24 protein-coding genes, 1 pseudogene and 1 riboswitch are annotated in these 24,689 nt (G+C 40.3%); of the genes and pseudogenes, 5 read left to right on the top strand and 20 right to left on the bottom strand.

Annotation, left to right across the window (positions count from 1 at the left end; all coding sequences use genetic code 11):
• Positions 1 to 25: 25 nt before the first annotated feature.
• From fliE to bioB, 7 genes are all read right to left on the bottom strand, one after another.
• The gene (gene fliE, locus AC0L3Y_RS09105) at positions 26 to 388 is read right to left on the bottom strand and encodes a flagellar hook-basal body complex protein FliE (protein ID WP_473461017.1); all 363 of its coding nucleotides are present in this window, start codon (positions 386 to 388) and stop codon (positions 26 to 28) included.
• A 68-nt stretch (positions 389 to 456) separates the two neighbouring features.
• Positions 457 to 1,803, bottom strand: coding sequence for a sigma-54-dependent transcriptional regulator (locus AC0L3Y_RS09100; protein ID WP_473461013.1), 1,347 nt, complete (start codon positions 1,801 to 1,803; stop codon positions 457 to 459).
• A gap of 1 nt (position 1,804) precedes the next feature.
• A complete protein-coding gene (locus AC0L3Y_RS09095) occupies positions 1,805 to 2,959 on the bottom strand; it encodes a sensor histidine kinase (RefSeq protein WP_473461009.1) in 1,155 nt (384 codons plus the stop codon).
• A complete protein-coding gene (locus AC0L3Y_RS09090; RefSeq protein ID WP_473461006.1) occupies positions 2,959 to 3,429 on the bottom strand; it encodes a helix-turn-helix domain-containing protein in 471 nt (156 codons plus the stop codon). The genes AC0L3Y_RS09095 and AC0L3Y_RS09090 overlap by 1 nt, the downstream gene beginning before the upstream one ends.
• A 96-nt stretch (positions 3,430 to 3,525) precedes the next feature.
• A complete protein-coding gene (gene bioD, locus AC0L3Y_RS09085) occupies positions 3,526 to 4,203 on the bottom strand; it encodes a dethiobiotin synthase (protein WP_473461003.1) in 678 nt (225 codons plus the stop codon).
• Between the two features lie 296 nt (positions 4,204 to 4,499).
• Positions 4,500 to 5,303, bottom strand: coding sequence for an alpha/beta fold hydrolase (locus AC0L3Y_RS09080; protein ID WP_473461000.1), 804 nt, complete (start codon positions 5,301 to 5,303; stop codon positions 4,500 to 4,502).
• Positions 5,304 to 5,398: 95 nt separating this feature from the next.
• Positions 5,399 to 6,478, bottom strand: coding sequence for a biotin synthase BioB (gene bioB / locus AC0L3Y_RS09075; protein WP_473460996.1), 1,080 nt, complete (start codon positions 6,476 to 6,478; stop codon positions 5,399 to 5,401).
• A 475-nt stretch (positions 6,479 to 6,953) separates the two neighbouring features.
• Here bioB and AC0L3Y_RS09070 point away from each other — a divergent pair, with 475 nt between their 5' ends.
• Complete coding sequence (locus AC0L3Y_RS09070; protein ID WP_473460993.1) at positions 6,954 to 7,262, top strand: ComF family protein; 309 nt, start codon at positions 6,954 to 6,956, stop codon at positions 7,260 to 7,262.
• Positions 7,263 to 7,372: 110 nt separating this feature from the next.
• Here AC0L3Y_RS09070 and AC0L3Y_RS09065 read toward each other — a convergent pair whose 3' ends face one another.
• From AC0L3Y_RS09065 to rpsF, 6 genes are all read right to left on the bottom strand, one after another.
• A complete protein-coding gene (locus AC0L3Y_RS09065) occupies positions 7,373 to 8,935 on the bottom strand; it encodes a methyl-accepting chemotaxis protein (RefSeq protein WP_473460990.1) in 1,563 nt (520 codons plus the stop codon).
• Positions 8,936 to 9,032: 97 nt separating this feature from the next.
• Positions 9,033 to 10,409 (bottom strand): replicative DNA helicase, encoded by a 1,377-nt coding sequence (dnaB, locus tag AC0L3Y_RS09060; protein WP_473460987.1) that lies wholly within the window; start codon positions 10,407 to 10,409, stop codon positions 9,033 to 9,035.
• 119 nt (positions 10,410 to 10,528) lie between these two features.
• Positions 10,529 to 10,972 (bottom strand): 50S ribosomal protein L9, encoded by a 444-nt coding sequence (gene rplI / locus AC0L3Y_RS09055; RefSeq protein ID WP_473460983.1) that lies wholly within the window; start codon positions 10,970 to 10,972, stop codon positions 10,529 to 10,531.
• 22 nt (positions 10,973 to 10,994) lie between these two features.
• Positions 10,995 to 11,858 carry a hypothetical protein gene (locus AC0L3Y_RS09050; RefSeq protein WP_473460980.1) on the bottom strand — a complete coding sequence of 288 codons (864 nt, stop codon included), beginning with the start codon at positions 11,856 to 11,858 and terminating at the stop codon, positions 10,995 to 10,997.
• Between the two features lie 18 nt (positions 11,859 to 11,876).
• Entirely contained in the window at positions 11,877 to 12,107 is a 231-nt protein-coding gene (gene rpsR, locus AC0L3Y_RS09045; RefSeq protein ID WP_036161308.1) for a 30S ribosomal protein S18, read from the bottom strand.
• Positions 12,108 to 12,133: 26 nt separating this feature from the next.
• A complete protein-coding gene (gene rpsF, locus AC0L3Y_RS09040) occupies positions 12,134 to 12,538 on the bottom strand; it encodes a 30S ribosomal protein S6 (RefSeq protein ID WP_473460975.1) in 405 nt (134 codons plus the stop codon).
• A gap of 295 nt (positions 12,539 to 12,833) precedes the next feature.
• Between rpsF and AC0L3Y_RS09035 the strand changes: the two genes are divergently transcribed.
• Genes AC0L3Y_RS09035 through AC0L3Y_RS09025 form a run of 3 tightly spaced genes read left to right on the top strand, consistent with a single transcriptional unit; the run spans position 12,834 to position 15,427 of the window.
• On the top strand, positions 12,834 to 13,562 hold the full coding sequence (locus AC0L3Y_RS09035) for a MipA/OmpV family protein (protein WP_473460972.1): 729 nt from the start codon (positions 12,834 to 12,836) through the stop codon (positions 13,560 to 13,562).
• 48 nt (positions 13,563 to 13,610) lie between these two features.
• On the top strand, positions 13,611 to 14,504 hold the full coding sequence (locus AC0L3Y_RS09030; protein WP_473460969.1) for a DMT family transporter: 894 nt from the start codon (positions 13,611 to 13,613) through the stop codon (positions 14,502 to 14,504).
• Between the two features lie 11 nt (positions 14,505 to 14,515).
• Complete coding sequence (locus AC0L3Y_RS09025) at positions 14,516 to 15,427, top strand: DMT family transporter (RefSeq protein ID WP_473460965.1); 912 nt, start codon at positions 14,516 to 14,518, stop codon at positions 15,425 to 15,427.
• 40 nt (positions 15,428 to 15,467) lie between these two features.
• On the opposite strand, the gene AC0L3Y_RS09020 is transcribed toward AC0L3Y_RS09025, so the two are convergent.
• The 7 genes from AC0L3Y_RS09020 to hldE all read right to left on the bottom strand — a co-directional run bounded on the left by AC0L3Y_RS09020 (position 15,468) and on the right by hldE (position 23,422).
• The gene (locus AC0L3Y_RS09020; protein ID WP_473460962.1) at positions 15,468 to 16,166 is read right to left on the bottom strand and encodes a thiamine ABC transporter ATP-binding protein; all 699 of its coding nucleotides are present in this window, start codon (positions 16,164 to 16,166) and stop codon (positions 15,468 to 15,470) included.
• On the bottom strand, positions 16,153 to 16,584 hold the full coding sequence (locus AC0L3Y_RS09015) for a hypothetical protein (RefSeq protein ID WP_473460959.1): 432 nt from the start codon (positions 16,582 to 16,584) through the stop codon (positions 16,153 to 16,155). The genes AC0L3Y_RS09020 and AC0L3Y_RS09015 overlap by 14 nt, the downstream gene beginning before the upstream one ends.
• The gene (locus AC0L3Y_RS09010) at positions 16,521 to 17,744 is read right to left on the bottom strand and encodes an ABC transporter permease subunit (protein ID WP_473460956.1); all 1,224 of its coding nucleotides are present in this window, start codon (positions 17,742 to 17,744) and stop codon (positions 16,521 to 16,523) included. Before AC0L3Y_RS09010 ends, AC0L3Y_RS09015 begins: the two co-directional genes overlap by 64 nt.
• 11 nt (positions 17,745 to 17,755) lie before the next feature.
• Entirely contained in the window at positions 17,756 to 18,769 is a 1,014-nt protein-coding gene (gene thiB / locus AC0L3Y_RS09005; protein WP_473460953.1) for a thiamine ABC transporter substrate binding subunit, read from the bottom strand.
• Positions 18,770 to 18,840: 71 nt separating this feature from the next.
• A riboswitch (TPP riboswitch) is annotated at positions 18,841 to 18,959 on the bottom strand.
• A gap of 22 nt (positions 18,960 to 18,981) precedes the next feature.
• On the bottom strand, positions 18,982 to 20,253 hold the full coding sequence (locus tag AC0L3Y_RS09000; protein ID WP_473460950.1) for a 3-deoxy-D-manno-octulosonic acid transferase: 1,272 nt from the start codon (positions 20,251 to 20,253) through the stop codon (positions 18,982 to 18,984).
• On the bottom strand, positions 20,210 to 21,994 hold the full coding sequence (msbA, locus tag AC0L3Y_RS08995; RefSeq protein WP_473460946.1) for a lipid A export permease/ATP-binding protein MsbA: 1,785 nt from the start codon (positions 21,992 to 21,994) through the stop codon (positions 20,210 to 20,212). The genes AC0L3Y_RS09000 and msbA overlap by 44 nt, the downstream gene beginning before the upstream one ends.
• The gene (hldE, locus tag AC0L3Y_RS08990) at positions 21,995 to 23,422 is read right to left on the bottom strand and encodes a bifunctional D-glycero-beta-D-manno-heptose-7-phosphate kinase/D-glycero-beta-D-manno-heptose 1-phosphate adenylyltransferase HldE (protein WP_473460941.1); all 1,428 of its coding nucleotides are present in this window, start codon (positions 23,420 to 23,422) and stop codon (positions 21,995 to 21,997) included. It abuts the gene before it with no gap.
• 98 nt (positions 23,423 to 23,520) lie between these two features.
• Between hldE and AC0L3Y_RS08985 the strand changes: the two are divergent.
• Positions 23,521 to 24,653 (top strand): annotated as a pseudogene (locus AC0L3Y_RS08985) (AGE family epimerase/isomerase).
• Positions 24,654 to 24,689 lie beyond the last annotated feature (36 nt).

Here is a 24,689-nt window from a genome sequence, read left to right as displayed (position 1 = left end):
AAAAGCGCCAAGCGGTTTGTTATGCCTAAATCGGCATATTCATGATTTTTTCGTATGCATCGACAAGTTTATTACGCACCTGCGTCATTGCTTCAAATGACACGCTGGATTTTTGTAGGCCAATCATGACCTGAGGCAAATCAATCCCTTCATCACCTCGCTCATAAGATTGAGCTAACTGTGTCGCATCTTTTTGTAATGTATTCACATTATTAACGGCATTTTTTAACATTTCTGCGAAATCTGCACGTTCAACAGCCTGGCTGCCTTCGCCTTCACCACCCACCTTGGAAACACTAGAAACAGGAGAACTAGGCGCCTGAACTTGCGACCTCATATCCCGCATTTGGGACAACACCTGATTAATGTCTGGTCGACCAGAAATCATGTTACTCACCTAAAAAAATATATATCGATATAGCTTAGCATAAAGCTAATTAAAACAAGATACAAAAATCAATCCACATCTATACCACTTTCTCGCATTTTTGCGATTTTATAGCGTAAAGTTCTAGGACTGATTCCCAATGTTTCCGCAACAACCTTACGTTTACCGTTCGCATCGATCAATGCTTGAGCAATAATACGGAACTCATGCTGCTGAACACCTTTACCTAATATAGAAGCCGCACTATCCTCTTCTACATCAGGCTCAACTGCAGTAGGGTTTAAACTCATCATATCAAAAGCAATATGATCTTCATTAATCTGTGCATTTGGACTCAAAATTAAAGCCCGTTGGATTACATTGTCAAGTTCTCGAACATTACCAGGCCAAGGGTGTGATTCTAGCTTACTTTGAGCCGAAGGTTTTAACATAGCTGCAGAAATACGCATTTTTGCCGCATGTTTTGCTAATAAATGCTGTGCTATTGGCAATATATCACCTTTTCGCTCACGAATCGGTAACCAACGTAACGGAAAAACATTTAGACGGTAATATAAATCTTCCCTAAATCCGCCTTCACGCACATAATCAGCAAGATCACGGTTTGTCGTCGCAATAATTCGAACATCCAACGGAATTGATTTCTTCCCGCCAAGCCGCTCAACTTCCTGCTCTTGTAAAACTCTTAACAATTTAGCCTGTAGCCCAACATCCATCTCGGTAATTTCATCAAGCAATAAAGTCCCACCATTGGCTTGTTCAAACTTACCAGCTTGAGATGAAACAGCGCCCGTATAAGCCCCCTTTTCATAACCAAATAATATTGCTTCCAACATATTTTCTGGAATAGCGGCACAGTTGATGGCAATAAAAGGCGCATTAGGACGGCTGGATTGTTGATGAATATAATGAGCCAGCACTTCTTTACCTGTACCACTCTCGCCACAAATTAATACAGTCGAGTCAGTAACCGCAACACGTTTCGCCAATTCCAATAAAGCCAAGCTAGAAGGATCTTTTGCAATAGGCTGACTATTTGATAATGGCGCAGCTTTAACTGTGTATTTAGCAATGGCACTAAGAAGCTCTTCTTCTTTAAAAGGCTTCAATAAATAATCTACCGCACCATCGCGCATCGCCTCCACTGCATGGGCAATATCACCATAGGCAGTCATCAACATAATAGGCAACTCAGGATAAGTGTCGATGACATGATGAAGCAACCCATAACCATCCATACCAGGTAGGTTTACATCTGAAACAACCATATCAAATAGGTCATGTTTCAATGCCATCACAGCTTCTTCGGCACTATAAACCATTTTACACTGATAACTTGCTAGCATCAGCGTATCTTCTAATGCCTCAGCCAAACCTTTATCGTCTTCTACAATTAATAATTTTACATCAGACATGTCATACCCTTACAAGAGGAAGTGTCAAACTTGCCGTTGTACCGGCGCCCTCTATACTGTCTATTTCAAACTGCCCGTGATGAGCTCTCGCAATGGCTTTAACAACCATTAGACCTAATCCTGTTCCATGCTGTTTTGTTGTCACAAACCCTTCTTGAACATGATCCAAATGCTCTTTAGACATGCCAACACCACGATCTCTAAATGTGAAAGTCACACTACCATCATGGCTTCGCCAGTTAAATCGAACCTCATCGCCTTCAGATTGTGCATCAATGGCATTATTTAAAAGGTTTAATAGTGCTCCTAATAATGTTTCTTTATTGCATTGAATACAATCTGTGGCAGAAAAATCCTCTCCAGCCATTTCAAAATGCATATTTTTTTGTTCACAAATTTCTTCACAATGACTCGTTAGCTCTTCAATAAACTCAGAGGCTGAAATAACCTCATCTAATTTTATTTCACTACGAGAAAAAATTAGCATATCGCGAATTTGTTTTTCAATATTCGCAAGTCGATCAACTAATTTATTCGCAAAGGTTTCACGCATTACTGGTGCAAGATCGGGCTTTTGCAGGTGTCCAGCATAGAGTGTAGCCGAAGACAAAGGCGTCCTTATTTGATGAGCAAGAGCAGCGACCATCTTACCCATATTTGATAAGCGCTCATGATGTGTCAATTTCTTTTGCAAATGATACGCTTCCGTCAAATCGACTAAGATCACTAACTGTCCTGGAGCATCACCAAGGGAAGCGGTTTCTACACGCACACGACGACCAGTTACCATACTCACATCATGCCCGTCATTCTCCTGCGGACGAAAACTTAAAGGTACAATTTCCCCCCAAGACTGACCAATAAGAGATAAATTAAATAAACGCTCCGCAACAGGGTTAGCCATTACAATCATGCCTTCGTCATTTAACAACAGCACACCAACAGGCATAGATTCAAACAATTGCTGAAACTGCAAAACTAATATGCGATTTTTGTCTTGTTCTTGCCGCTTATCTTGCTCAGACTTTTCCAGCTGATCATACAATCGAACCACTTCTTGCTGAAGATCAAGATAGGACTTCGCCAATATATCAGAAGACTCAGTGAACGCTTTGAAAGCGGCCTTTAACTCCGCTATTTCTTCATCTTTAGTCACTAAAACTCCGACTTATCAATATTATATCGACGCATTTTTTCAATCAGTGTCGTACGTTGTATCTGTAAGTTTTGCGCCGCTTTTGACACCACACCTTGAGTAGACACCAAAGCCTGACGAATAAGAAGCGCTTCTAAATGCCGAACGTGTAAATTTAAATCGACACCTGAAGTTTGAGGGAAAGTATGCAGCTGTTTAATTTCTTTTAAGACCGAAGAAAGTGACTGCGATCGCCAAGGTAAAGGAACCAGCCAAACATTATAACCACTATTAATATCAACAGAATGATTTAATGAAATAACAGGAATCATCTCATCTAATTCAAAAGATTGAATCGCCTCCCCTAAAACAACAAAGTCCGGCAATTGAAATGCAGTCAATGAAGTACTATGTTCAACCCCTATAAAGGTTAAGATACTGGAAACACTTGCGTATTCATCCTCATCTAAACCACACAACCAAGCTTTCACGCCATCACCCCAGTATTAAATAAAATAAACCATGCCCATCAACGCTATAATCATAATGCGTTTAGATCTCTAACTTTCAAGCTTTATTGAGAATCATTATAGCGCCAAAAATAGTTTATCGAACTGATTTTGTGACACTTTTTCATCTTGAGCCCAAGATAAAGCCCCCAACATTGGGGCTGAAAGCATTGCGGTTAGACTGGTTAAATTATCATCATAACATGACATTTTCTCTGGCCCTGTATTGGCAATCCAGCCCGCTAACGTCAAACCATCTCTCGCAATAGCTTCTGCTGTTAATATGGCATGATTCAAACAACCCAACTTTATATTAACGACAAGAATGACAGGAAAGCCAAGTAGTTTCGCCACATCAGACAACAGCTCCCTATCATTTAATGGAGCCCGCCAACCATCAACACCTTCAACCAAAGCAAATTCATGAGGCATCAATAAAGTTCCTTTAATATAACCTTCTAAACGAGAAGCCGTTATTAATCTATTTTCTTGCATAGCGGCAATATGAGGCGCTACAGGAGATTCAAAAACTATAGGGTTAACCTGTTCATACAGCAACTCCACACTACTTGCTTGCTGTATCAATACCCCATCCTTATTACGTAAAACGCCATCGACTTGTTGCGCTCCAGCCGCAATAGGCTTAAGACCAAGTGATTTAAAACCGGCTCGTTTCGCTGCGTCCAGCAACCCTACCGTAACAAAAGTTTTACCTACACCAGCATCTGTACTTGTTACAAAAAAGCGTTTTTTCACGCGTTACTCCTGACATTTGAGGATTTTCAGACAACAACAAACACCACCTGATTACTTAACAGAACCTAAGATTCATAACCTTAATCCTTGCGGCTCATAAATTAACAGGAGAGTATGATAACCATTAGAAGGTATGAAACTTGCCAACTTTCCGAAGAACAAGTAACACTTTTGGGAAATTTAAACGACAGCTATAATAAAACCAGCTCATTTCGAAATCTTACGCACTTATCATGAAACCTAAAATACGATTAAAATACCTAGCTAGCATTCACTTGTAGCTAAAGATCGACACACTATGAATGGTTAGCATCAATAAATTTTTCTATATAACGCACACAAGTATCTTCATCTTCAAAAAAAGGCTGATGCGTGCAATTAGGCAATAAAACACATTGCAGTAAAGGATTTACATCAATACTTTTTTCCAAACTTTGCCCTGACACCAATACATCCCTCTCACCTAACAAATGCAAATTAGGCAAATCTAGAATCGATAATTCACGACGAATATCAAGAGACTTTAACAACCTAAGCCCCCCGATAAGCGCTGCACGGTTAAGTGTTTTTATTGGTAAAAGAGACTGCAATTGTTTAGCAAGCGTATTTTCATCTTCTGCACCTTTTACCTGTAATGTCACGAAACGCTTAAGCCCCTGTTCAGGTGAACTTTCAACTAAAGCTACAAAAGCATCAAAGTCCACCACAGACATACCGTTTGGATAATCTTCTCTTTCCACAAAACTAGGAGGCGTTGACAAGGTAATCAACCCCCGCACACAGCTAGAACGCCGAGCGGCGACATAGGTAGATACCATGCCGCCAAGCGACCAACCTATCCACCATGATTCTTTAGGTGCCACATCAATTAATTGTTCAGATAACGCATCAATATCATAATTAGGCCCTATACGAGAGCGGCTAATCCATTGTTCATCAAGAGAAATACCTGGCAAATTAGCCAACACAACATAAAATCGCTGGCTTAAACGCTGAGCAAAAGCATGCATCACTTCTTTTGGCATCGCCCATTCAGATACCATAAAGATAGCTTGATGAGCTGGATCTCCAAATGCTTCTGTTTCAATACGTGCCGGCATGCAACCTCTCTACTCTTCTAATATTAAAATCTACTTAAGTAAATCACATAATAACACTAAATTTTCATTGGAGCGCTCTACACGGAAGCCAATATTCAAACACTAGCCTCATAAAACAATTTGGACACTTCTTGCTTAACCACTTGTGCCGCAATAGATTCAGCAACGGCTTCATCAGAGTGCTCTTCTCTTTTTTCAGGGTTAATACCTAAATTAGCGAACAAAGCCATATCTTTATCCGCCTCTGGATTACCTGTGGTCAGTAGTTTTTCTCCGTAGAAAATAGAATTCGCACCAGCCATAAAACATAAAGCCTGAGTTTGCTCATTCATACCATGACGACCGGCAGATAAACGAACGTGCGATTTGGGCATAATAATCCGTGCCACAGCAATCGTTCGAATGAATTCAAACGTATCAAGGTCTTCTACATTTTCTAATGGCGTCCCCTCCACTTTCACCAACATATTAATCGGCACACTTTCAGGATGCGGAGACATTTGAGAAAGTTGACGCAACAAACCGACACGATCTTTTTGCTCTTCACCCATTCCCATAATGCCACCACAACACAATTTAATGCCCGAATCCCGAACTTTAGAAAGTGTATCTAGACGATCCTGATAAGTTCGAGTCGTGATGATACTGTCATAATATTCAGCAGAGGTATCTAAATTATGATTGTAATAATCAAGACCAGCTTCAGATAAACGCTTAGCCTGTTCATCATTTAACGTCCCCAAAGTAACACAGGACTCTAAACCTAATGATTTAACACCTTTAATCATCTCTAGCACATAAGGAAAATCTTTTTCTGAAGGGTGTTTCCAGGCTGCCCCCATACAAAAACGGTTTGCTCCTTTCTCTTTTGCCAAAGCAGCCTCTTCAAGCACTTTTTGAACTTCCATCAATTTTTCTTTTTCAAGCTCAGTATTATAATGACCACTTTGTGGACAATATTTGCAGTCTTCAGGACAAGCACCTGTCTTGATGGATAAAAGAGTACTCACCTGCACTTCATTTGGCGTAAAATTTTCCCTATGGACAGTCTGCGCACGGAACAACAAATCCATAAATGGAAGATCGAAAAGCGCTTTTACTTCAGCGTGAGTCCAGTTAAAGCGGGGTCCGCTAGTATTTTCAGAAGAAGAACTTACAGGCACATTTACAGACATACCGACCTCAAAGATATAAATAAATGGAGTAATACTAATGGAATGGCTAAACCTGTCAACTGAAAAAATAAATAAGGTTTACAATAGTATATTTTTAAATCAGTGCTATATTTGCAACAAAAGTAGCAAAAACACACTCTGCCAACACTGCCACGACCTACTCCCAAAAAATGAAATACATTGCCTTCACTGCAAACACCCCACCTTTAAAACAAACGCTATCTGCGGCCACTGCCAAGCCTCACCACCTGAATACCAAACTTGTGTTGCTCCTTACCGATTCGAAGGCATCATAAAAACACTTATCCATAGCATTAAATTCAATCAGGGAAATCACTACATTCGTCCACTAACATATTTATTGAGCGAACATCTTATAAAAACTTATTCTTCAGACTCCTGGCCTGATCAACTTGTCTACGTCCCTAGCCATCCAAATAGAATCAAAGAACGTGGATTTTGCCAAACAAAAGTTATGACCCACCATTTAGCAAAACACCTACAACAAAAAATTGGAGGTAATTGCCCACACCTAATTAGCAACAACCCACTAAGCAAACTAAAACACACTCAAGCACAACACTCATTAAGCAGAAAAGAACGACTTAAAAACAAAAAGAACATCTATGACATTAAAATCCCAGTTAGCAAACACATTGCTCTATTTGATGATGTCATGACAACTGGCAATACAATAGAAAGCTGCACAAAACTCCTTTTAAACGCAGGAGCAGAACGTGTTGATATATGGGTTATTGCACGAACGCCTGACAAAGCAGACTAATTCAGGAAAAGAACAATTTAACATTTGAATTACCTAAACCACATAAAAAAAGGCCCTATAAAAACTTTATAGGACCTTCACACTTTAAAGAACTTAGGTTAGTGAATACTTTATTGTTTCATTCTTTCTGCAAGATTTCCTTGCTCGTATGCTTCTTCTTCAATATGCGTAATATTTAAAACAATATTCTCTGCGCTTCGAATACTATCAAGACTCAAAGCATCTACACTTTCCATTTTATCATTAAGGTCACGGGCAACTGCAGCCTGCTCTTCTGATGAGACATTAATTTGAGCCGTCATTTCAACTACTTGTTTAATCGCCGCTTCAATATCCCCCATTTTTTGAGCAACTTGATTCACACTCTCTACGCCTTGTTGCGCAACTAAAGTACCTTTATCAATTGTCTCACTCACATCGGAAGTATTCTTTTTCAATTCTTCCGTCATTGTATGAATATTTTGCGTGGCGTTTTGTGTCCGTATTGCTAATGCACGAACCTCATCAGCCACAACAGCAAACCCTCTTCCAGCCTCACCAGCTCGAGCTGATTCAATCGCCGCATTCAAAGCCAATAAATTAGTTTGATCGGCAATATCACTAATAGAGTGAACAACTTCATTGATGCTATCACTTCTCTCCGCCAAGATAGCCACTACTTTTTTAGCATCCGAGATGTCCTTATAGACTTCTCGCATAGTCTCACCTGTTTGTAGAGCCAATAATCGACTTTCTTTGGTTAAGGAACCAACAGATTCTGTCGCCTCAACAGCCACACTAACGTGTGTTGCTACCTGAGTAACACTAGATAATAGTTGAGAACTAGAAGCTACAACACTCTGAAAAGTGCCGCGCTGTTTATTAAAGTTATTTAAGTTAGCTGTAACGCTCGCTTTAGATTCTGACGCCCTTTTCTGAAGCTGACTAGCACCTTCTTTTAAACGATATCTAAACGTGTTCCCTGCCGCCTCTTGATGGATTTTAGCGAACTTGATCGCAGCTTTCGTTCCGATCGTTTTACAATATAAATACTGACCAATTGGATTTTTTGATTCTATGGATAAACCATCAACAACGGCATTTAAACTGCGTCCCTGATACAGAGTTAAAAGAACACCTAATATCGAAAAAGAACAAGATACTGTTTGAAGTACCAATACATTGGAAAGCAAACCGACAAAGGCCAAAAGAACAAAACAAGCCATTAAAGGCCATGATGCATTCATTAGATAAGAGGAAACTTTAGCAGAAAGAGGCAACAAACCTTTGCCAGCATTAACTCGATCGTAAATAAATTGCGCGTGATGAATCTCGTCTTTTGTGGCTTTCCGCCTAACCGATTCGTAGCCAACAACCTTTTCACCATCCAATAAGGGGCTTACATGGGCACTCACCCAATAATGGTCACCATTCTCACAGCGATTTTTAACAATCCCCATCCAACTATTACCTTGCTTGAGATTTGCCCACATATCAGCAAAAACAGCAGGAGGCACATCAGGATGACGAATTAAATTGTGTGGAGCACCAATTAAGGCCTCACGCTGATACCCAGCCACCTCACAAAAAGCATCATTAACAAATGTAATGCGTCCTTTCACATCTGTACTCGATACTAGAACATCATTTTCTGGAAAATCATTTTCCTTATTTGTCACTGGCATTTTACGCATACAGTACCTTCTGCTTGTTTTTCTTATAGTAATGAATCATTTAAGACGCAAATTCTTTACGATAGATTACAAGATGTAACACAAAAAAACCATAGATCTACTCATCATCAAAGTCTCTATAAGCATCCGGTGACAGATCTTCAAATCGAGTGTACTTACCAACAAAAGCCAAACGACAGGTCCCTATTGGACCATTACGCTGCTTACCGATAATTATCTCCGCAATCCCCTTATGCGGTGTATCTTCGTGATATACCTCATCACGATAAACAAATGAGATAACATCCGCATCCTGCTCTATCGCACCCGATTCACGCAAATCCGAGTTAACTGGCCGTTTGTTTGGTCGATTCTCCAAACTACGGTTAAGCTGTGACAAAGCTACTACAGGACATTCCATTTCTTTTGCTATGGCTTTAAGAGATCGAGAAATTTCAGAAATCTCATTAGTTCGACCTTCCGTAAAACCAGGAATCTGCATCAATTGAAGGTAATCGACCATGATCATCGCCACGCCACCATGTTCACGAGCAATACGACGCACACGAGAACGCATTTCTGTTGGACTGATACCACCAGTATCATCAATAAAGAGTTTACGATCTTTCAGCATTTTCACCGCTGACATTAACTTATCCCAGTCTTCTTGCACCAACTGTCCAGAACGCATACGGGTCTGATCAATGCGACCAAGAGAAGATAGCATCCGCATCATCAACTGCTCTGAAGGCATCTCTAAACTAAACACAATCACTGGCTTATCACTGATCATGGTGGCGTTTTCAACCAAGTTCATAGCGAACGTCGTTTTACCCATGGAAGGACGACCCGCCACGATAATCAAATCCGATTTCTGCATACCTGCAGTCATGGCATCCAGATCCGTAAAACCAGTACTTAAACCGGTAATGGCGCCTTCCTGATGATAAAGCTCATCAATTTTATCAACGGTTGCACTAAGGATATCGGCGGCAATTCGAGGCCCACCTTTTTTCTCTCCACCCTCTGCTATCTGAAAGATCTTACGCTCAGCCTCATCCAAAACTTCTGCTGCTGTCATCCCTTCAGGGTGAAACGCCCGAGACGAAATATCATTAGTAGTAGTAATTAAGCGACGAAGGATTGAACGTTCCCGTACGATGTCGGCATACGAACCTATGTTAGAAGCACTTGGCGTCGCTTCCGCGACCTCAATCAGATACGCCATGCCACCAATAGATTCTAAGTCACCACGCTTATCTAAACGCTCCCCAATAGTAACAACATCAATAGGCTCAGACTCATCTGCTAAACGAGCAATAACAGCAAAAATAAGCTGATGCTCTGGACGATAAAAATCATCAGCAATCACAAGCTCAGAAACCTTTTCCCAGGCTTCTGGATCAAGCATTAGTCCACCAACAACGGAACGCTCTGCTTCAATAGAATAAGGAGGTAATTTAATCGAAGCGACTTCAGAATCATTTAATTGCACACGGAGTACCCATACAAAAACGGAAAAAAACAGAACGATTAGCTTATCACGCCCATAAAAAAAGGGCATCTTGCAATAAGCAAGATACCCTTTTTGAGCAAATAATTTGTATAAACAAATTACTCGGCAGTTACAGCCAAAGTAACAGTTACTATAACTTCAGGGTGAAGTTGTAGATCTACTTCGAAAGAACCAGTGTGACGAATTGCGCCTTCAGGAAGACGAACTTCAGCTTTAGACACTTCAACTTCTGCAGAGATTGCATCAGCGATATCACGTGTACCAATAGAACCGAAAAGCTTACCTTCATCACCAGCATTTGCTGCGATAGTAAAAGTTTTACCTTCTAGAGTCGTAGCACGAGTTTCTGCAGCAGCTTTACGCTCAGCAGCTTGTGCTTCAAGTTCTACACGGCGCTCTTCAAAGCTAGCCAAGTTTGCTTTTGTAGCCATTACAGCTTTTTTGTTCGGAATCAAAAAGTTACGAGCATAACCTGGTTTAACAACTGCAACGTCGCCAATACCGCCTAGCTTGTTTACTTTGTCGAGTAGAATAACTTCCATCTCGATCACCTCTAATTAATCATTAGCCATTACTTGAGTTGGACGGCTTATCTTGAATCCTAGAACGGATATTCACAAAACTATCAATCACGCAAAGCGTAACCAAGATATTTGCAAAATATACATTTAGGACAAAAAATCCCACAAGATAAAATGCAACCAGTCCAACAACCCCAATTTCTTTTTTTGCTAGAACACCATGTACGAGAGCGAGCCCTGGCAATACCAATGCAGGTATAGCAGCTTGAGAGAAAACAATAAAGGAACCGCCTAAGCTTTCTCCGATAAGTATCATTCCACCCAATACCAAACTAAACGACACTGGCAATCTTAATTGATGAAATTCTGTACGCAACCCACCAGGGTTGTAGAGTCCTGCCTGCCACTTTCTTGCTAAAAACAAGGAAAGAACAGCAATTACCGCTTGGAAGATGGATATAGCCACCACCGCCTGGTTGAAAATTAAATTTCTATCAGGAATATCAACACCTTCTTCTGAAGATAATACTTTTTGAACCAAACCAACGGCTAAGTTCAAAACATCTTCCATTAAAAAAGGCTGAATCAGAGTACTTATAACAGCTAGAAAACTACCTACTAATAACACCCAACTCCATGATGTCGTCGATCTAAGCAAATAGCTCAACAACATCACATCTACTAACACCATTAATGCCGTTGCATCCCCTTGAAGTACCCACAACACAAGTGCTGGCAGACAACCCCAAGCTAATACAGGTATTCCTTCTTTTACACCTTTACGAAGCACCACCAACCCTAAGATTGCGGCAGCTAGCCAAAACATCATTGGGATAAGACCAAACACCATTACACCAATTATGGCATTTAAGCGTTTTTTCATAACCCATTTAGCTAAACCACTCATAAAGCGCTTCTCAGCCTATTAATTAAAGTGGCTATCAGTGTAAGGAAGTAAAGCAATATAGCGAGCGCGTTTAATAGCAGTCGCTAGTTGACGCTGGTAACGTGCCTTTGTGCCAGTAATACGGCTAGGTACGATTTTACCAGTTTCAGTAACATAACCTTTCAATGTTTCTAGATCTTTGTAATCGATCTGTTTAACGCCTTCTGCTGTAAAACGACAGAATTTACGACGACGAAAAAAACGAGCCATGAGTGTCTCCTAATAAAAAATATTGATTAATCTTCAGATTCTTCAGCTACTTCGTCAGTGCTTTCGTGGCTGCGCTCTTCACGTTGAGGAGCTGGGCGACGATCTTCACGACCTTCAGAAGCTTTAATAGGAGATACGTCAGTTACCGCTTCTTTACAACGAATCACCAAATTACGGATGATTGCATCGTTGTAGCGGAAAGTGTCGTTCAATTCAGACAAAACACTGTCAGAACACTCAACGTTCATAAGAACGTAATGTGCTTTGTGAATTTTGTTTATTGGGTAAGCCAATTGACGACGGCCCCAATCTTCTAGACGGTGAACTTGACCACCATCTTCAGTGATTAAGTTAGTGTAACGCTCAACCATTGCTGGTACTTGTTCACTTTGATCTGGGTGAACCAGAAAAACGATTTCATAATGACGCACTTAAGCTCTCCTTATGGGTTTTAGTCTCCACGCTCCCCCTGTTACGAAGCCTTGAGACAAGGAGTATAGATTTACAGGGACGCGCATTATATAGCACTAGTGAACAATAAGTAAACGAAATCAATCTATATAGAACCAAAGCAATGAAATAAGTGTTTAAACCTACTTTTATACGACACACTATATTCACAACTCAAATTCTAATAACGCCTTTTCTCAATAAGTAAACACTTACAGATTAAACAAAAGCACTATAGAATCCTTAACATCTATTTTATAAAAGCGCATTTCCACCATGCTAAAAAAGATCATTTTAATTGCAATTTTGCTTATTCCACTCTTTGCCTTTTCAGAAGGTAGCATTGGCGCACTTGGCACATATTCGCAAAGCTTATATAAAGATACGAATGACAAATCTAAACTACTTCCAGGACTATCCTATAAGGGCGAACGCTTTTATTTAAATTTCCCTGAAATGGGTTACCACTTGATTCCCAAAAGTCGATTCCAAAGCCTATCTGCGGGCTTAAGATATACACCTTCTATATTTGACCCAGATGATTCAGATAACAGCAACATACAGTTATTAAATGACCGCGATGACAGCACCATGGCTTTTGCCTCTTATCGATTTGGTCCAATCACAGCCAAACTTGCCCAAGATATTAGTGGTGTACATCATGGTTATTTCGGTCAATTATCATTAGGTTTCCCCATCCCCATCGCAACTTGGCGCGTCATTCCATCAATAAGTTACCAATATATCAGTAAACAGATGAGTGACTATATGTTCGGCGTTTCACAAAGTGAATCCGTCAAAACAGGTGGCACTATTTCTTCTTATGATTCACCAGCCACATCAAGAACGTCCTATGGTATTGTTGCTTTTCATTCCATTAGTAAAAATATAAGTACTATGATTTCAATTAGACAAACTAAATATGACTCAGATATCAAACAAAGTCCTATTGTTGATAACGATACAGTGAATTCAGCTCTAATTGGCATCTTCTACAAGTTTTAATCTTATCCAGTATGGATTTACTCTAGTCAAAGGATTAGTCAGACATCAATGAGAACACTCCCTAAAAATACTCAAGCGATAATGTTTGGACTCGGCGCTGTTTTACTTTGGTCCACAGTGGCAACAGCATTTTCAATATCACTTAAATACTTGTCACCAACCCAACTACTGCTTGTTGCTAACATAGTGTCATTGATTTTCTTAGTTTCTTTAATCATATTCAAAGGGCACCTCAAAGAGTTAATCGGATTTGCCAAACAATCTTGGAAATCATCTTTCTTTTTTGGCGCAATTAACCCTTTCATCTACTATTTAGTCTTACTTCAAGCCTATAACATGCTGCCCGCACAAGAAGCTCAGGCTATTAACTACACTTGGGCAATTATGCTCAGCTTTATGGCGGTTCCCATACTTAAACAGCGATTGAAAATGGCTGATTATATTGCTGCGGGAATGTGTTATTTTGGCGTCCTCTACATATCTACCCGTGGACAAATAACCTCTTTAGAATTTTCAAATGCCGTCGGCGTTACTTTTGCTCTTTTAAGCACTGTGATATGGGCAATTTACTGGTTACTTAATACCAAAGACAAACGTCCAAGCCTTATTGGCCTAACCCTTAATTTTGCCTGCGCTTTACCATTAATTACCATCTATGCTGGCGTTACAGGTGAGCTCACTCAATGGAATAAAGAAGGTTTATGGAGTGCTATTTATATTGGTTTGTTTGAGATGGGTCTAAGTTTCGTTTTATGGAACCAAGCACTAAAACTAACTAGCAACACGAGCCAAGTCGCTAATCTAATTTTTTTATCACCTTTACTGTCGATAGTTTGGCTATCTCAATTCGCTGGGGAGCCTATTTTACAATCGACTTTAGTTGGGTTAGCGTGCATTCTCATCGGCCTGTTTGTACAAAACTGGGCTAAAAAAACAAAATAAAAGGACAATCAATGCCAGCGTTTATCTATCTACTACTACCTGTCGCTTTTTGGTCAGGAAATTATATTTTAGGACGATTAACCGTCTCCAATGGGATAGACCCTTATACAATCTCCTTTCTCCGTTGGAGTTTAGCTTGCCTCATAATGCTGCCTTTCGCCTATAAAAAACTGTGGCTAGAACGCAAGGTCATCGCAAAAAACTGGCCGCTACTCACCCTATTTGGTTGGCTAGGCATCTGTAACTACAACTTATTTTTATACATTGGCTTAACATCAACAACCGTCACAAATGCGGTGCTACTCAATTCAATTATGCCTGTGATGATCCTAATTGCCTCACGACTCCTATTAGGTAATAAAACCTCTTGGTTACAAAATATAGGGATACTCATTTCCACTATCGGTGCCATTACAATTGTTAGTCGCGGAAGTTTGGATACCTTTTTACACCTTACTATTTCACAGGGTGATTTATGGATCATTACTGCCGCCGTTAGCTGGGCTATTTATTCTGTGATGATTGTCAGAAGACCCAAAGAAATGTCTTTGATTGGCTTTTTCACTAGCACCGCCATCATAGGCACGCTATTTCAAATGCCACTATTCTTTATATTCGGCGAAACGCAATTAACGGATTTAACAACTGGAAACCTTGGAACCATTCTATACATGGCATTATTTGCTTCGATTGGTGCTTTTTTATGTTGGAATACGGGCATTCAAAAACTAGGAGCAGCCACCGCAGGACAATTTATCCACCTACTTCCTGTTTTTAGTATCAGTCTGTCTGTTATTTTTTTAGGAGAAAGCCTGTTCCGCTTCCATTACGTGGGCATTTTACTTATTTTCTCAGGAATTTTTGTGGCAACCATGCTGCATAACAAACGAGCGTTACATAACAAACAAAAACAAACGATTTGATATCCATAAGCCGTCTACAAATACAATTAGACGGCTTTATTTAATTATTAGAAATACCAAAATAATGCGAAAACAATGGATGTGCAGGCGTTTGACTTAAAACAGACACAGGCTCATGAGCCACAACCCTTCCTTTCTCAATCAAGATCACATTCCCACCAATCAGACTTGCCTCTTGTGGTAAATGCGACACCAACAGGGTTGTCAGTGAAAGCTCTTCTGTCACCTCTTTGACGAGATTCAGCATTTCTTCACGCAATGCAGGATCCAAAGCACCAAAAGGCTCATCCAACAATAATATCGGCTTATTTCTTACCAATACCCTGGCAATCGCAACACGCTGCGCTTGCCCACCAGACAAAGCCTGTGGAAAACGGCCTGATTTATCAACAAGCTGAGTTTTTTCTAGAGCCCAATCAATCCTACCTTTCTGTTCAGCATTGAGAGACAAAGAAGGCGCTACACCAATTGCCACATTTTGCCAAACCGTTAACTGAGGAAAAAGATTATCACTCTGAAATAACGTAGAAATTGGTCTTTCATAAGGCGCTAAAGGCAATAGTGATTCAGTGTTAAAATTCAATTCTCCATGCCCATCTAGAAAACCGCCAAGAAGATGCAAAAGCGTGCTTTTGCCTTCCCCACTCGCACCTAATAAAGTTGTTACACCTGGTGATATATTCACATGATAATCTGCATGAAAACTATCCCAACTGTATTGGAGTTTAATGTTTAACATTTTTTTTGCCTCCGATAAGTCGAGATGACAGATAAAATAAAACCAAACAAATAGCAATAAGCACCACAGCAACACAAGCGCCCTCTTCCAATCTATAAGAACCTATAAGCTGGAAAAGATACAAAGGCAAAGACACCAAGCCTTGGCTACCAAACAAAGCGATTACGCCCATATCACCAAGAGATAGCAACAAAGCGTACCCAAATGCCTGCGCCACAGACTGGCGAATGAGAACCCACTCCAAACGCCAGCGAGACCAATTGCGAATACCCAAACTCAAATACACATTCCGAAACCGACGCTCCTGTTGATATAAAACAGGCATCAAAGCTCTAAGTACAAACGGCAATGCCATCACAGCATTGACCCAAACAACAATCCAATAACTCGACTGAAGCCCCCAGCCAAAATCGCGCAAAAGCAAAAAAGCCCCGTCGCGATAACCAAGCCAGGAACCATCAAAATCATATTCCCGAGATGCTCAATTTTATTGGGCAAAAAAGTCAAATATTTACGCCCCACACAAAATCGAGCCAAAACACCAAAACAGACACCTAACAATAGACTTACCGCAGCAGCGGGTAAGGCAACTTGCAGCGAAACCATAACAGACTTCCACAAAGAAGAAGACAATAGAGTTTGAATAAAAACGGCAGAAAATACTGGATCAAAGATCGCGAAAAAAGGCGGAATAATTAAGACAAAAACACACAACATCGCCAAGCCATCTGTGACCTTTGCCCATAAAGAATCCTTCAAAACATATCTTTCAATGGACAGTAAACTCACATCTTGACGGTTTACAGGCGCAATACGATAAACAATAACGGCAAACAAGGTGCATATCATCACCTGCATCAATGCAAAAAAACTGGCTTGACTAAGGTCAAAATCAAATCTCAATGCCTGATAAATAGCCACCTCTAAAGTACTTGATTTTGGTCCACCACCTAAGCTTAATACCACCGCGAAGCTAGAAAAGCACAGCATAAAAATCAATACAAAAGCACCGGGCAAAGCCTTTTTAATATAATGCCATTCAATTAAACGAAAAGCGGAATAACGAGAAAAACCTAATTGGGATGCTTGGCGCCACTGACCGGAAGGAATCAAATCATAGCCTTGCAACAAAAGACGCACGGCCAAAGGCATATTAAAAAATACATGAGCAAGTAAAATTCCCGTCAGACCGTATAAGGGAATTTGAATACCAAATAACTGACTGAGCCAACCTGTACGGCCATAAACAACGACCAGACCAAGAATAGCTACTATTGTTGGAACAACCATAGACACAGAAAACAGCTGTAACAAAAACGCCCGCCCATAAAACCGTCGATGAGCAAGACATGACGCCACTGGAATCGCAATTAAGATACTGATCCCACTACTCAGCAAAGCTTGCCACAATGAAAAACGTATCACACGCCAAAGATAAGGCTGAGACAGATAGCCAAACCAGTCGGATAACTCGCTATAACGCAAAAGAGCCGCCAAACTGGCAGCCCCTATTAATAAGAAGAAACCAACGCCTAAAATAGCAGGTGCTAACCCTTGATATATACGCAAAGAAAACACGCTAACAAATCTTATCTAGTCGTTGCATTCAACCACTCATTAACCCAAGCCTTACGATTTTTTGCTACCTCTTGCGCTGACAACACCAAGTTCTTCGTTGGCTTTAAAGCACTATCGAACGCCTTGGGTAATTTTTCAGGAAGAGCAATGACTGGTAACATCCAGTTTCCAGTTGGAATAATCGATTGAAATTCTGGTTGCAGAATAAATTGCATAAAGCGCTTTGCCAAAGCTTGATTCGGTGCGCTCTTCATCATCGCAGCCACTTCAATTTGCGGATAAAGCCCTTCTGTTGCGGTTACAGCTTTGTACTTGTTATCGCCTTCAGCAATGATGTGGTACGCAGGAGAAGTCGTATAACTCAGTACCAAATCCGCCTCACCTTTTAAGAATAAACCATAAGCATCAGACCAACTTTTTGTCACTGTGACTGTGTGGCTAGCCAAGCTTTCCCAAGCATCTGAAACATCATTACCATAAACAGATTTCATCCATAACAAAAGACCTAATCCTGGCGTACTGGTTCTTGGATCTTGGTAAATCACTCTAAGGTCTTGGTTCTCGACCACTTCCTTCAAACTAGTTGGAGGATTGCTCAGTGTTTCCGAGTTATAAATAAAAGCAAAGTGCCCTTGGTCAAACGGAACAAAGGTTTTGTCGTCCCAACCACCAGCAACTGTTACTGCAGATGTGTTTACAGAGTGGTTTGCCAATAAGCCTGTCTGCTTTGCCGCTTCCATTAAATTAAGATCAAGCCCCAACAAAACATCAGCTTGAGATGATTTACCCTCTAACTGAACTCGCGACAAAATACCAACAGAAGAATCTAAAGCCACGAAGTTCAATTCACAATCACATTCTTTTTCAAAATTTTCTTTGATTTTAGGACCCGGCCCCCAATCAGACGCAAATGCATCATAGGTGTAGACATTAAGCGTTTCAGTCGCCGATGACGCAGAAGAAAAAAGCACAGCCAAAGATAACAAAAAGGCTGTAGAGGAAATTGTTAACAGGAATTTAGTCAATGTGTCGCTCCTAAAAAAAGTGAGCGGCGTACAGGAGAAACGGCAAGATGCTATTTTGTTATTAAATCAAAAAGCCTTTGCTACCTCGATTCCTACGCCAGCATGATCTGGATCAGGTTCGGTGGGTTAGCGGACAATTCCGCTTCTCAGCTTTAGTTTTTAGAAAACTAAAGCACCCCATGAGATAATGAACGCTTATTGTAAAGAGTCGATCAACGGAAGTCTATTTCAGTTAGCACTCGAGTAACAGCACCCTGATTCCTTTCAGCAAAGCGCAAAGCAGCTTGACCCATTCGATAGCATTGTGAAGACTGCCCCGCCAAAGTAATGACTGCTTCCTCCAGTTCACCTTCATCTGAACAAGATACTGCTCCCTTAACTTGCAGAAGCTGATCTGTAATTTCTAAGAAATTAAAGGTATGAGGTCCTACTAAAATGGCTTTACCTAATAAAGCAGGTTCGATTGGATTATGCCCACCACGCTTAACCAAACTTCCACCAACAAAGGCAAGATCTGAAGCCTGATAATAATGCATCAGCTCCCCCATTGAATCACCAATCACCACATCAAAATTTGACCATTGGTTTGGCGGCGTTTGACTACGTAAGGCGACCTTATCAAAATATTGTTTTGCCAATGCATAAACCACATCAAAACGTTCAGGGTGACGAGGAACCAATACAAGCAAAGCGTTAGGTTGTTTTTGTAAAAGCGCCCTATGGACGCTTAATAAAATTTCATCCTCTCCATTATGAGTACTGGCTCCAGTCCATACAAATCGAGCACCTAATTGTTGACGCCAATCATCCTGTAAAACCTCAGGAGATACTGAAAGATCAAATTTAATACTTCCTGTTACCAATACTTTTTTGGCACCCAACATCTCAAAACGCTTTGCATCATCTTTAGCATGAGCCAAAAAACAATCGGGTAATTTAAACAGAGGTCGAGAGACTATAGAAAACTTTTGATACCGTAAAAAAGAACGCTCACTTAAACGAGCGTTAACAACATCAACTCGAAGATTATGTTGTTTTGCTTGATTTAATAAATTCGGCCAAAGCTCTGTTTCGACAATAAGAAGATGCTTACAGCTAAGTTGCTTAAGTGCTCTCTTTACACTGAAACGCCAATCCATAGGTAAATACCTATGTTCGGCAAAAGGAAAGGTTTTCTCTACCTGTTCAGCCCCTGTGGGTGTCATAGTAGTGATCAAAAAACGATGATTAGGGTGTTGTTCACGCCACTGAATAATAAGTGGCCGTACGGCGAGCACCTCACCAACAGAAGCACAATGAACCCATAAGTCTACTTCTATTAAAGGCCAAAAACCTAAAGCCTCTTTAGCTCGATAATGACTATATTTTTTTGAAAACGCCGTATTTTTAATAAAATAACCGGCGTTAACAAGAACAATAAAACACGATACAACCACATAATTAATCTGCAGTTTCTGTAAACTGTTTATTGTGAAGCTGTGCATAAGCGCCGTTCATCGCTAAAAGTTCACTGTGTGAACCTTGTTCGATAATCTCTCCATGATCAATTACCGCAATAATATCGGCGTTTTCAATCGTTGAGAGACGGTGTGCAATAGCAATTGTTGTTCGATTTTCCATCAAACTATCTAATGCCGACTGTATAGCTCTTTCAGATTCGCTGTCCAAAGCAGATGTAGCTTCGTCCAAAATAAGAATTGGGGCATTTTTTAGTATAGCTCTTGCTATGGCGATTCTTTGTCGCTGACCACCAGATAGAAGCACACCATTTTCGCCGACCATTGTATCTAAACCATGATCTAATTCTTGAATAAAGTCCCAAGCATTAGCTGCTTTAGCGGCACCAATAACGTTTTCATCACTCGTGTCACGCAGGTAACCGTAGGCAATATTTTCACGAATCGTGCCATTAAAAAGCACAACCTGTTGATTCACTAAGGCAATATTTGAACGTAGATCTTTAAGGTGATAGTCCGCGATAGAATGCCCATCAATACACAACTCACCTTCATCGATATTATAGAAACGAGGTATCAGATTAGCCATAGTTGATTTACCGCCACCAGAACGCCCAACCAAGGCTAATGTTTTTCCAGCAGGTAAAGATAAATTAATCTTTTTCAACGCCAGCTTATCAGCCCCTGGATAACTAAATGACATAGAATGCCACTCAATATCACCTTTCAAGCGATCAACAGAAACCGTACCTGTATCAGGTTCTTCTTCCATATCAAGAAATTCAAAAATACTATGTGATGCAGCAATCCCTTTTTGCAAAGTACTGTTCACATCAGTTAATTGCCGAATGGGCTTACCTAACATGCCAGCAGCCGTCAAAAAAGCAATAAAGTCACCTGGAGTCATACCTGAACTAATAGAAGGACTCAGTGCAAACCAAATCAAAATTGCCATAGCAAAAGCAAGAATAAACTGCACAATAGGCACATTTAACGACTTTGTTTTTTCCATTTTTAACTGTGATCGTTTGTTTTCATGAGCTGCTTTATAAAAGCGCTCTGTCTCATACTCACTTCCACCAAATATTTTAACAACTTCATGCCCTTTGATAGCTTCAGATGCGACATCCGTCACTCCACCCATGGCATTTTGAATACGCGTACTCAGCTTACGAAAACGCTTAGAAGCATAAGAGACAACCAAGCCAATCAGTGGAATGACCAACAAAAACAGTAAAGATAAACGCCAGTTCATATAAATCATGTAACTAAGTAAACCAACGACAGTTAAGCCTTCACGCAACAACACTCGAATTGCCTGAGTAATTGAACCAATCACTTGTTCTGTATTATAAGTTAATTTGGTTAACAAACGACCAGTAGGAATAGAGTGATAATAGCTAGATGGCAATAAAACAAGTTTATCAAACATACTTGTTCGTAAGTCGAATACGACATTATTGGCAACTTTAGCCATAAAGTAGCCACCAAGAAACGTTCCTATTCCTCGAATAATAAAAATACCTAAAATAGAAAAAGGTATCAGTAAACGACTTTCGGTAATTTTCCCATCAGAAACGACATCAACAATGTGCTTAAGCAAGGCTGCTAAAGCAGGCTCCATAGCAGCATATAATATGTACCCTACGAAGCTTAATAACAAATACCCCCACGATGGGCCCACATAACTAAGCAGGCGAAAATAAATTTTCGCACCAGATGTTGGAGCCTTGTTAGTAGAGGATTCAGAAGTCACTTTATCTTGCATTTACAGGTTCGCTTTTTCAATAATTGATGTTGTCGAGTAACCGTCGACAAAAGACAACACTTTCACTTCACCACCGTTTTTTATCACATGTTCAGCACCAACGATGGTTTCTATACTGTAGTCTCCACCTTTTACAAGTACATCTGGTGACAGTAATTCTATTAATTCCTTGGGAGTATCTTCATCAAACCAAGTCACCCAATCTATGGCGCCAACGCCTTCTAAAACAGCCATACGATGTACAAGATCATTTATAGGACGTTTTTCACCTTTTAATCGCTTTACTGATGCATCGGTATTCACTGCAACTATTAATCGATCTCCAAGCCCTTTAGCTTGCTTCATATAAGCAACATGACCTGGATGTAAAATATCAAAACATCCATTGGTGAACACCACCTTTTCACCGTTTACTTGTGCAAGCTTTATTTGTTCTAGCAACTCACCAGGAGAAAGCACACCAAAATTAGTAGAATGGGAACGTTTATACATTATCCCTTCCAATTGATCCGCTGTAATAAAAGCCGTGCCTAGCTTACCAACTACATAACCAGCAGCTTGATTGGCATATTCTATGGCATCCGTAAAACGTTTGCTGGTCACATAAATCGCAGTTAAAACAGCAATAACAGTATCACCGGCACCTGTTACGTCATACACTTCTTTGGCTGAAGTCGCTAAAGAAAACGGCGTTTTATTGTCTTCAAATAAAACCAAGCCATCTTCACCACGGGTTACCAATAAAGCTCCCCAACCAAACTTATCTCTTAACGCTTCGCCCTTCTGTTGAATATCTTCATCTGAAAGACATTCACCAACAATGGTTTCAAACTCTACAAAATTTGGTTTAACTAAGGTTGCACCACGGTAAATGGAAAAATCGTCACCTTTAGGGTCAACAAAACTGGGGATATTAGCATCATTAGAAAGCTTGATGAGAGCTTGAACATCTGCTAAACAGCCCTTGTTATAGTCAGAATAAATAACCGCATCCGAACTTGGCAAACACTCTTTCACCATCGCTGCAACAGAATCATTTTGAGACAGGCAGTCTTCACGCTCTTCAAAATCCAAACGAATTAATTGTTGATGACGGCTCATCACTCGTAATTTAGTAATGGTTGGCAACCGTTCTGAACGAACAAAACGACATGTTACGCCAGAAGACTCGAGGCAACGTTCTAATGCTGCTGCATTTTCATCATTACCTACAACACCAATTAGAGTGACTGAAACACCTAATTTGGCAAGACCTAAAGCCACGTTAGCAGCACCGCCTGGGCGATCTTCTATATTAGAGACTTTCACAACTTGCACTGGCGCTTCAGGGGAAATACGAGAAGTCCCCCCATGCCAATAACGGTCTAACATAACATCCCCAACTACGAGGATGCTCTTACCTTTAAAATTCAAATACGAAGAGTTCATAGCCACATAATAATCGATTTTTGATGGCGGTCATCTTATCATACTCCCTCGTCAAGTTGGACATACTCAATATCACATGAAATAAGGCTATTTACCTCATGCTGAATTCTTCACTTTCTAACTGCCAATCTTATCTCTTCGAGCAACTTCTGCAGAACTGGGCGCGATATGGAATCAATAAAGAACAGGGCTTCAGCTATGAAAGCATGAACCATGATTGGACAGTCAACCCTACTGGTCGTATTCGACTATTAACTCAATGCCGCCAACTCTATACATTTAGTCATGCGTATCAACTTGAAGAGAAAGAAGAATGGAAAGCAAAACTCATACCGCTCTTTGATTTCATCATAGATCACTACTTTATCGACAAGCGTTGGATTTTTTCTTTAAACGACGATTTGTCTGTGCAGGACACACAGTCAGATGCTTATGCCTTAGCGTTTGTTCTCCTTTCTTTTAGTCACTACTATCAAGCTACACAAGATAAACGTGCACTGGACTACATGAAAGACACACATCATTTTTTGATTAAACACATGCAAGCCGAGCCCGGCGGTTTTTACGAAGCCTATCCCATTAACTCAGATCAAGTTCGTCGTCAAAACCCTCATATGCACTTATTGGAAGGCTACATTGCAGCTTTTAATACAACACAAGATGAAGAATACAAAGAAGTCATTACATCATTACTAACACTCGCATTTGAACGGTTTTACGACAGAAAAACAAAAACCTTACGTGAGTTTTTTCTTCGGATTGGAAGCCTCATTCGACGACAGGCAACCAAATAGAGCCGGGGCATCATTTCGAATGGATATGGTTGCTTTATAAAGCCAATAAAATAGTACCCAATACAGACTATATAGACTTAGCACAACATTTATGGTTAACCGCCACTCGCCACGGACTAGCTGCTAATGGCGGCATATATAACCAAATAGATGGCAGTACATACCAACCAATCGATAAAGAAAAACGCATTTGGCCTATTACAGAGTATTTAAAAGCCATTACCGTTATTCCCATTGGCAAAGAAGAAAAGAATCATCGAATCGAAGGTGCCCTTAGTTTTTTACAAGACTACTATTTCTTGGAAGATGGTACTTGGAATGAATACCTGAATGAAGACAATACACCAAAAGACTACCCACTACCGGGCACTAGCAGCTATCATATTTTTCTCGGCCTAGCTGAAGTGATAAGATGGGCCAATATAACTAACAAATAAAGACAGTGATTGTGAGAGGTACTTTTAAACAAAAAA

The organism is Marinomonas sp. GJ51-14, assembly GCF_055808695.1.
The sequence above is the reverse complement of the archived record's forward strand: the minus strand, read 5'-3'. Positions and strand labels throughout refer to the sequence as shown.

Bases quoted from the DNA above. Each gene is read 5' to 3' on its own strand.
- fliE (WP_473461017.1), bottom strand. From the start codon at position 388: ATGATTTCTGGTCGACCAGACATTAATCAGGTGTTGTCCCAAATGCGG.
- AC0L3Y_RS09100 (WP_473461013.1), bottom strand. From the start codon at position 1,803: ATGTCTGATGTAAAATTATTAATTGTAGAAGACGATAAAGGTTTGGCT.
- AC0L3Y_RS09080 (WP_473461000.1), bottom strand. From the start codon at position 5,303: ATGCCGGCACGTATTGAAACAGAAGCATTTGGAGATCCAGCTCATCAA.
- bioB (WP_473460996.1), bottom strand. From the start codon at position 6,478: ATGTCTGTAAATGTGCCTGTAAGTTCTTCTTCTGAAAATACTAGCGGA.
- AC0L3Y_RS09070 (WP_473460993.1), top strand. From the start codon at position 6,954: ATGACCCACCATTTAGCAAAACACCTACAACAAAAAATTGGAGGTAAT.
- AC0L3Y_RS09065 (WP_473460990.1), bottom strand. From the start codon at position 8,935: ATGCGTAAAATGCCAGTGACAAATAAGGAAAATGATTTTCCAGAAAAT.
- rplI (WP_473460983.1), bottom strand. From the start codon at position 10,972: ATGGAAGTTATTCTACTCGACAAAGTAAACAAGCTAGGCGGTATTGGC.
- AC0L3Y_RS09050 (WP_473460980.1), bottom strand. From the start codon at position 11,858: ATGAGTGGTTTAGCTAAATGGGTTATGAAAAAACGCTTAAATGCCATA.
- rpsR (WP_036161308.1), bottom strand. From the start codon at position 12,107: ATGGCTCGTTTTTTTCGTCGTCGTAAATTCTGTCGTTTTACAGCAGAA.
- AC0L3Y_RS09035 (WP_473460972.1), top strand. From the start codon at position 12,834: ATGCTAAAAAAGATCATTTTAATTGCAATTTTGCTTATTCCACTCTTT.
- AC0L3Y_RS09030 (WP_473460969.1), top strand. From the start codon at position 13,611: ATGAGAACACTCCCTAAAAATACTCAAGCGATAATGTTTGGACTCGGC.
- AC0L3Y_RS09025 (WP_473460965.1), top strand. From the start codon at position 14,516: ATGCCAGCGTTTATCTATCTACTACTACCTGTCGCTTTTTGGTCAGGA.
- AC0L3Y_RS09020 (WP_473460962.1), bottom strand. From the start codon at position 16,166: ATGTTAAACATTAAACTCCAATACAGTTGGGATAGTTTTCATGCAGAT.
- AC0L3Y_RS09000 (WP_473460950.1), bottom strand. From the start codon at position 20,253: ATGCACAGCTTCACAATAAACAGTTTACAGAAACTGCAGATTAATTAT.
- msbA (WP_473460946.1), bottom strand. From the start codon at position 21,994: ATGCAAGATAAAGTGACTTCTGAATCCTCTACTAACAAGGCTCCAACA.
- hldE (WP_473460941.1), bottom strand. From the start codon at position 23,422: ATGAACTCTTCGTATTTGAATTTTAAAGGTAAGAGCATCCTCGTAGTT.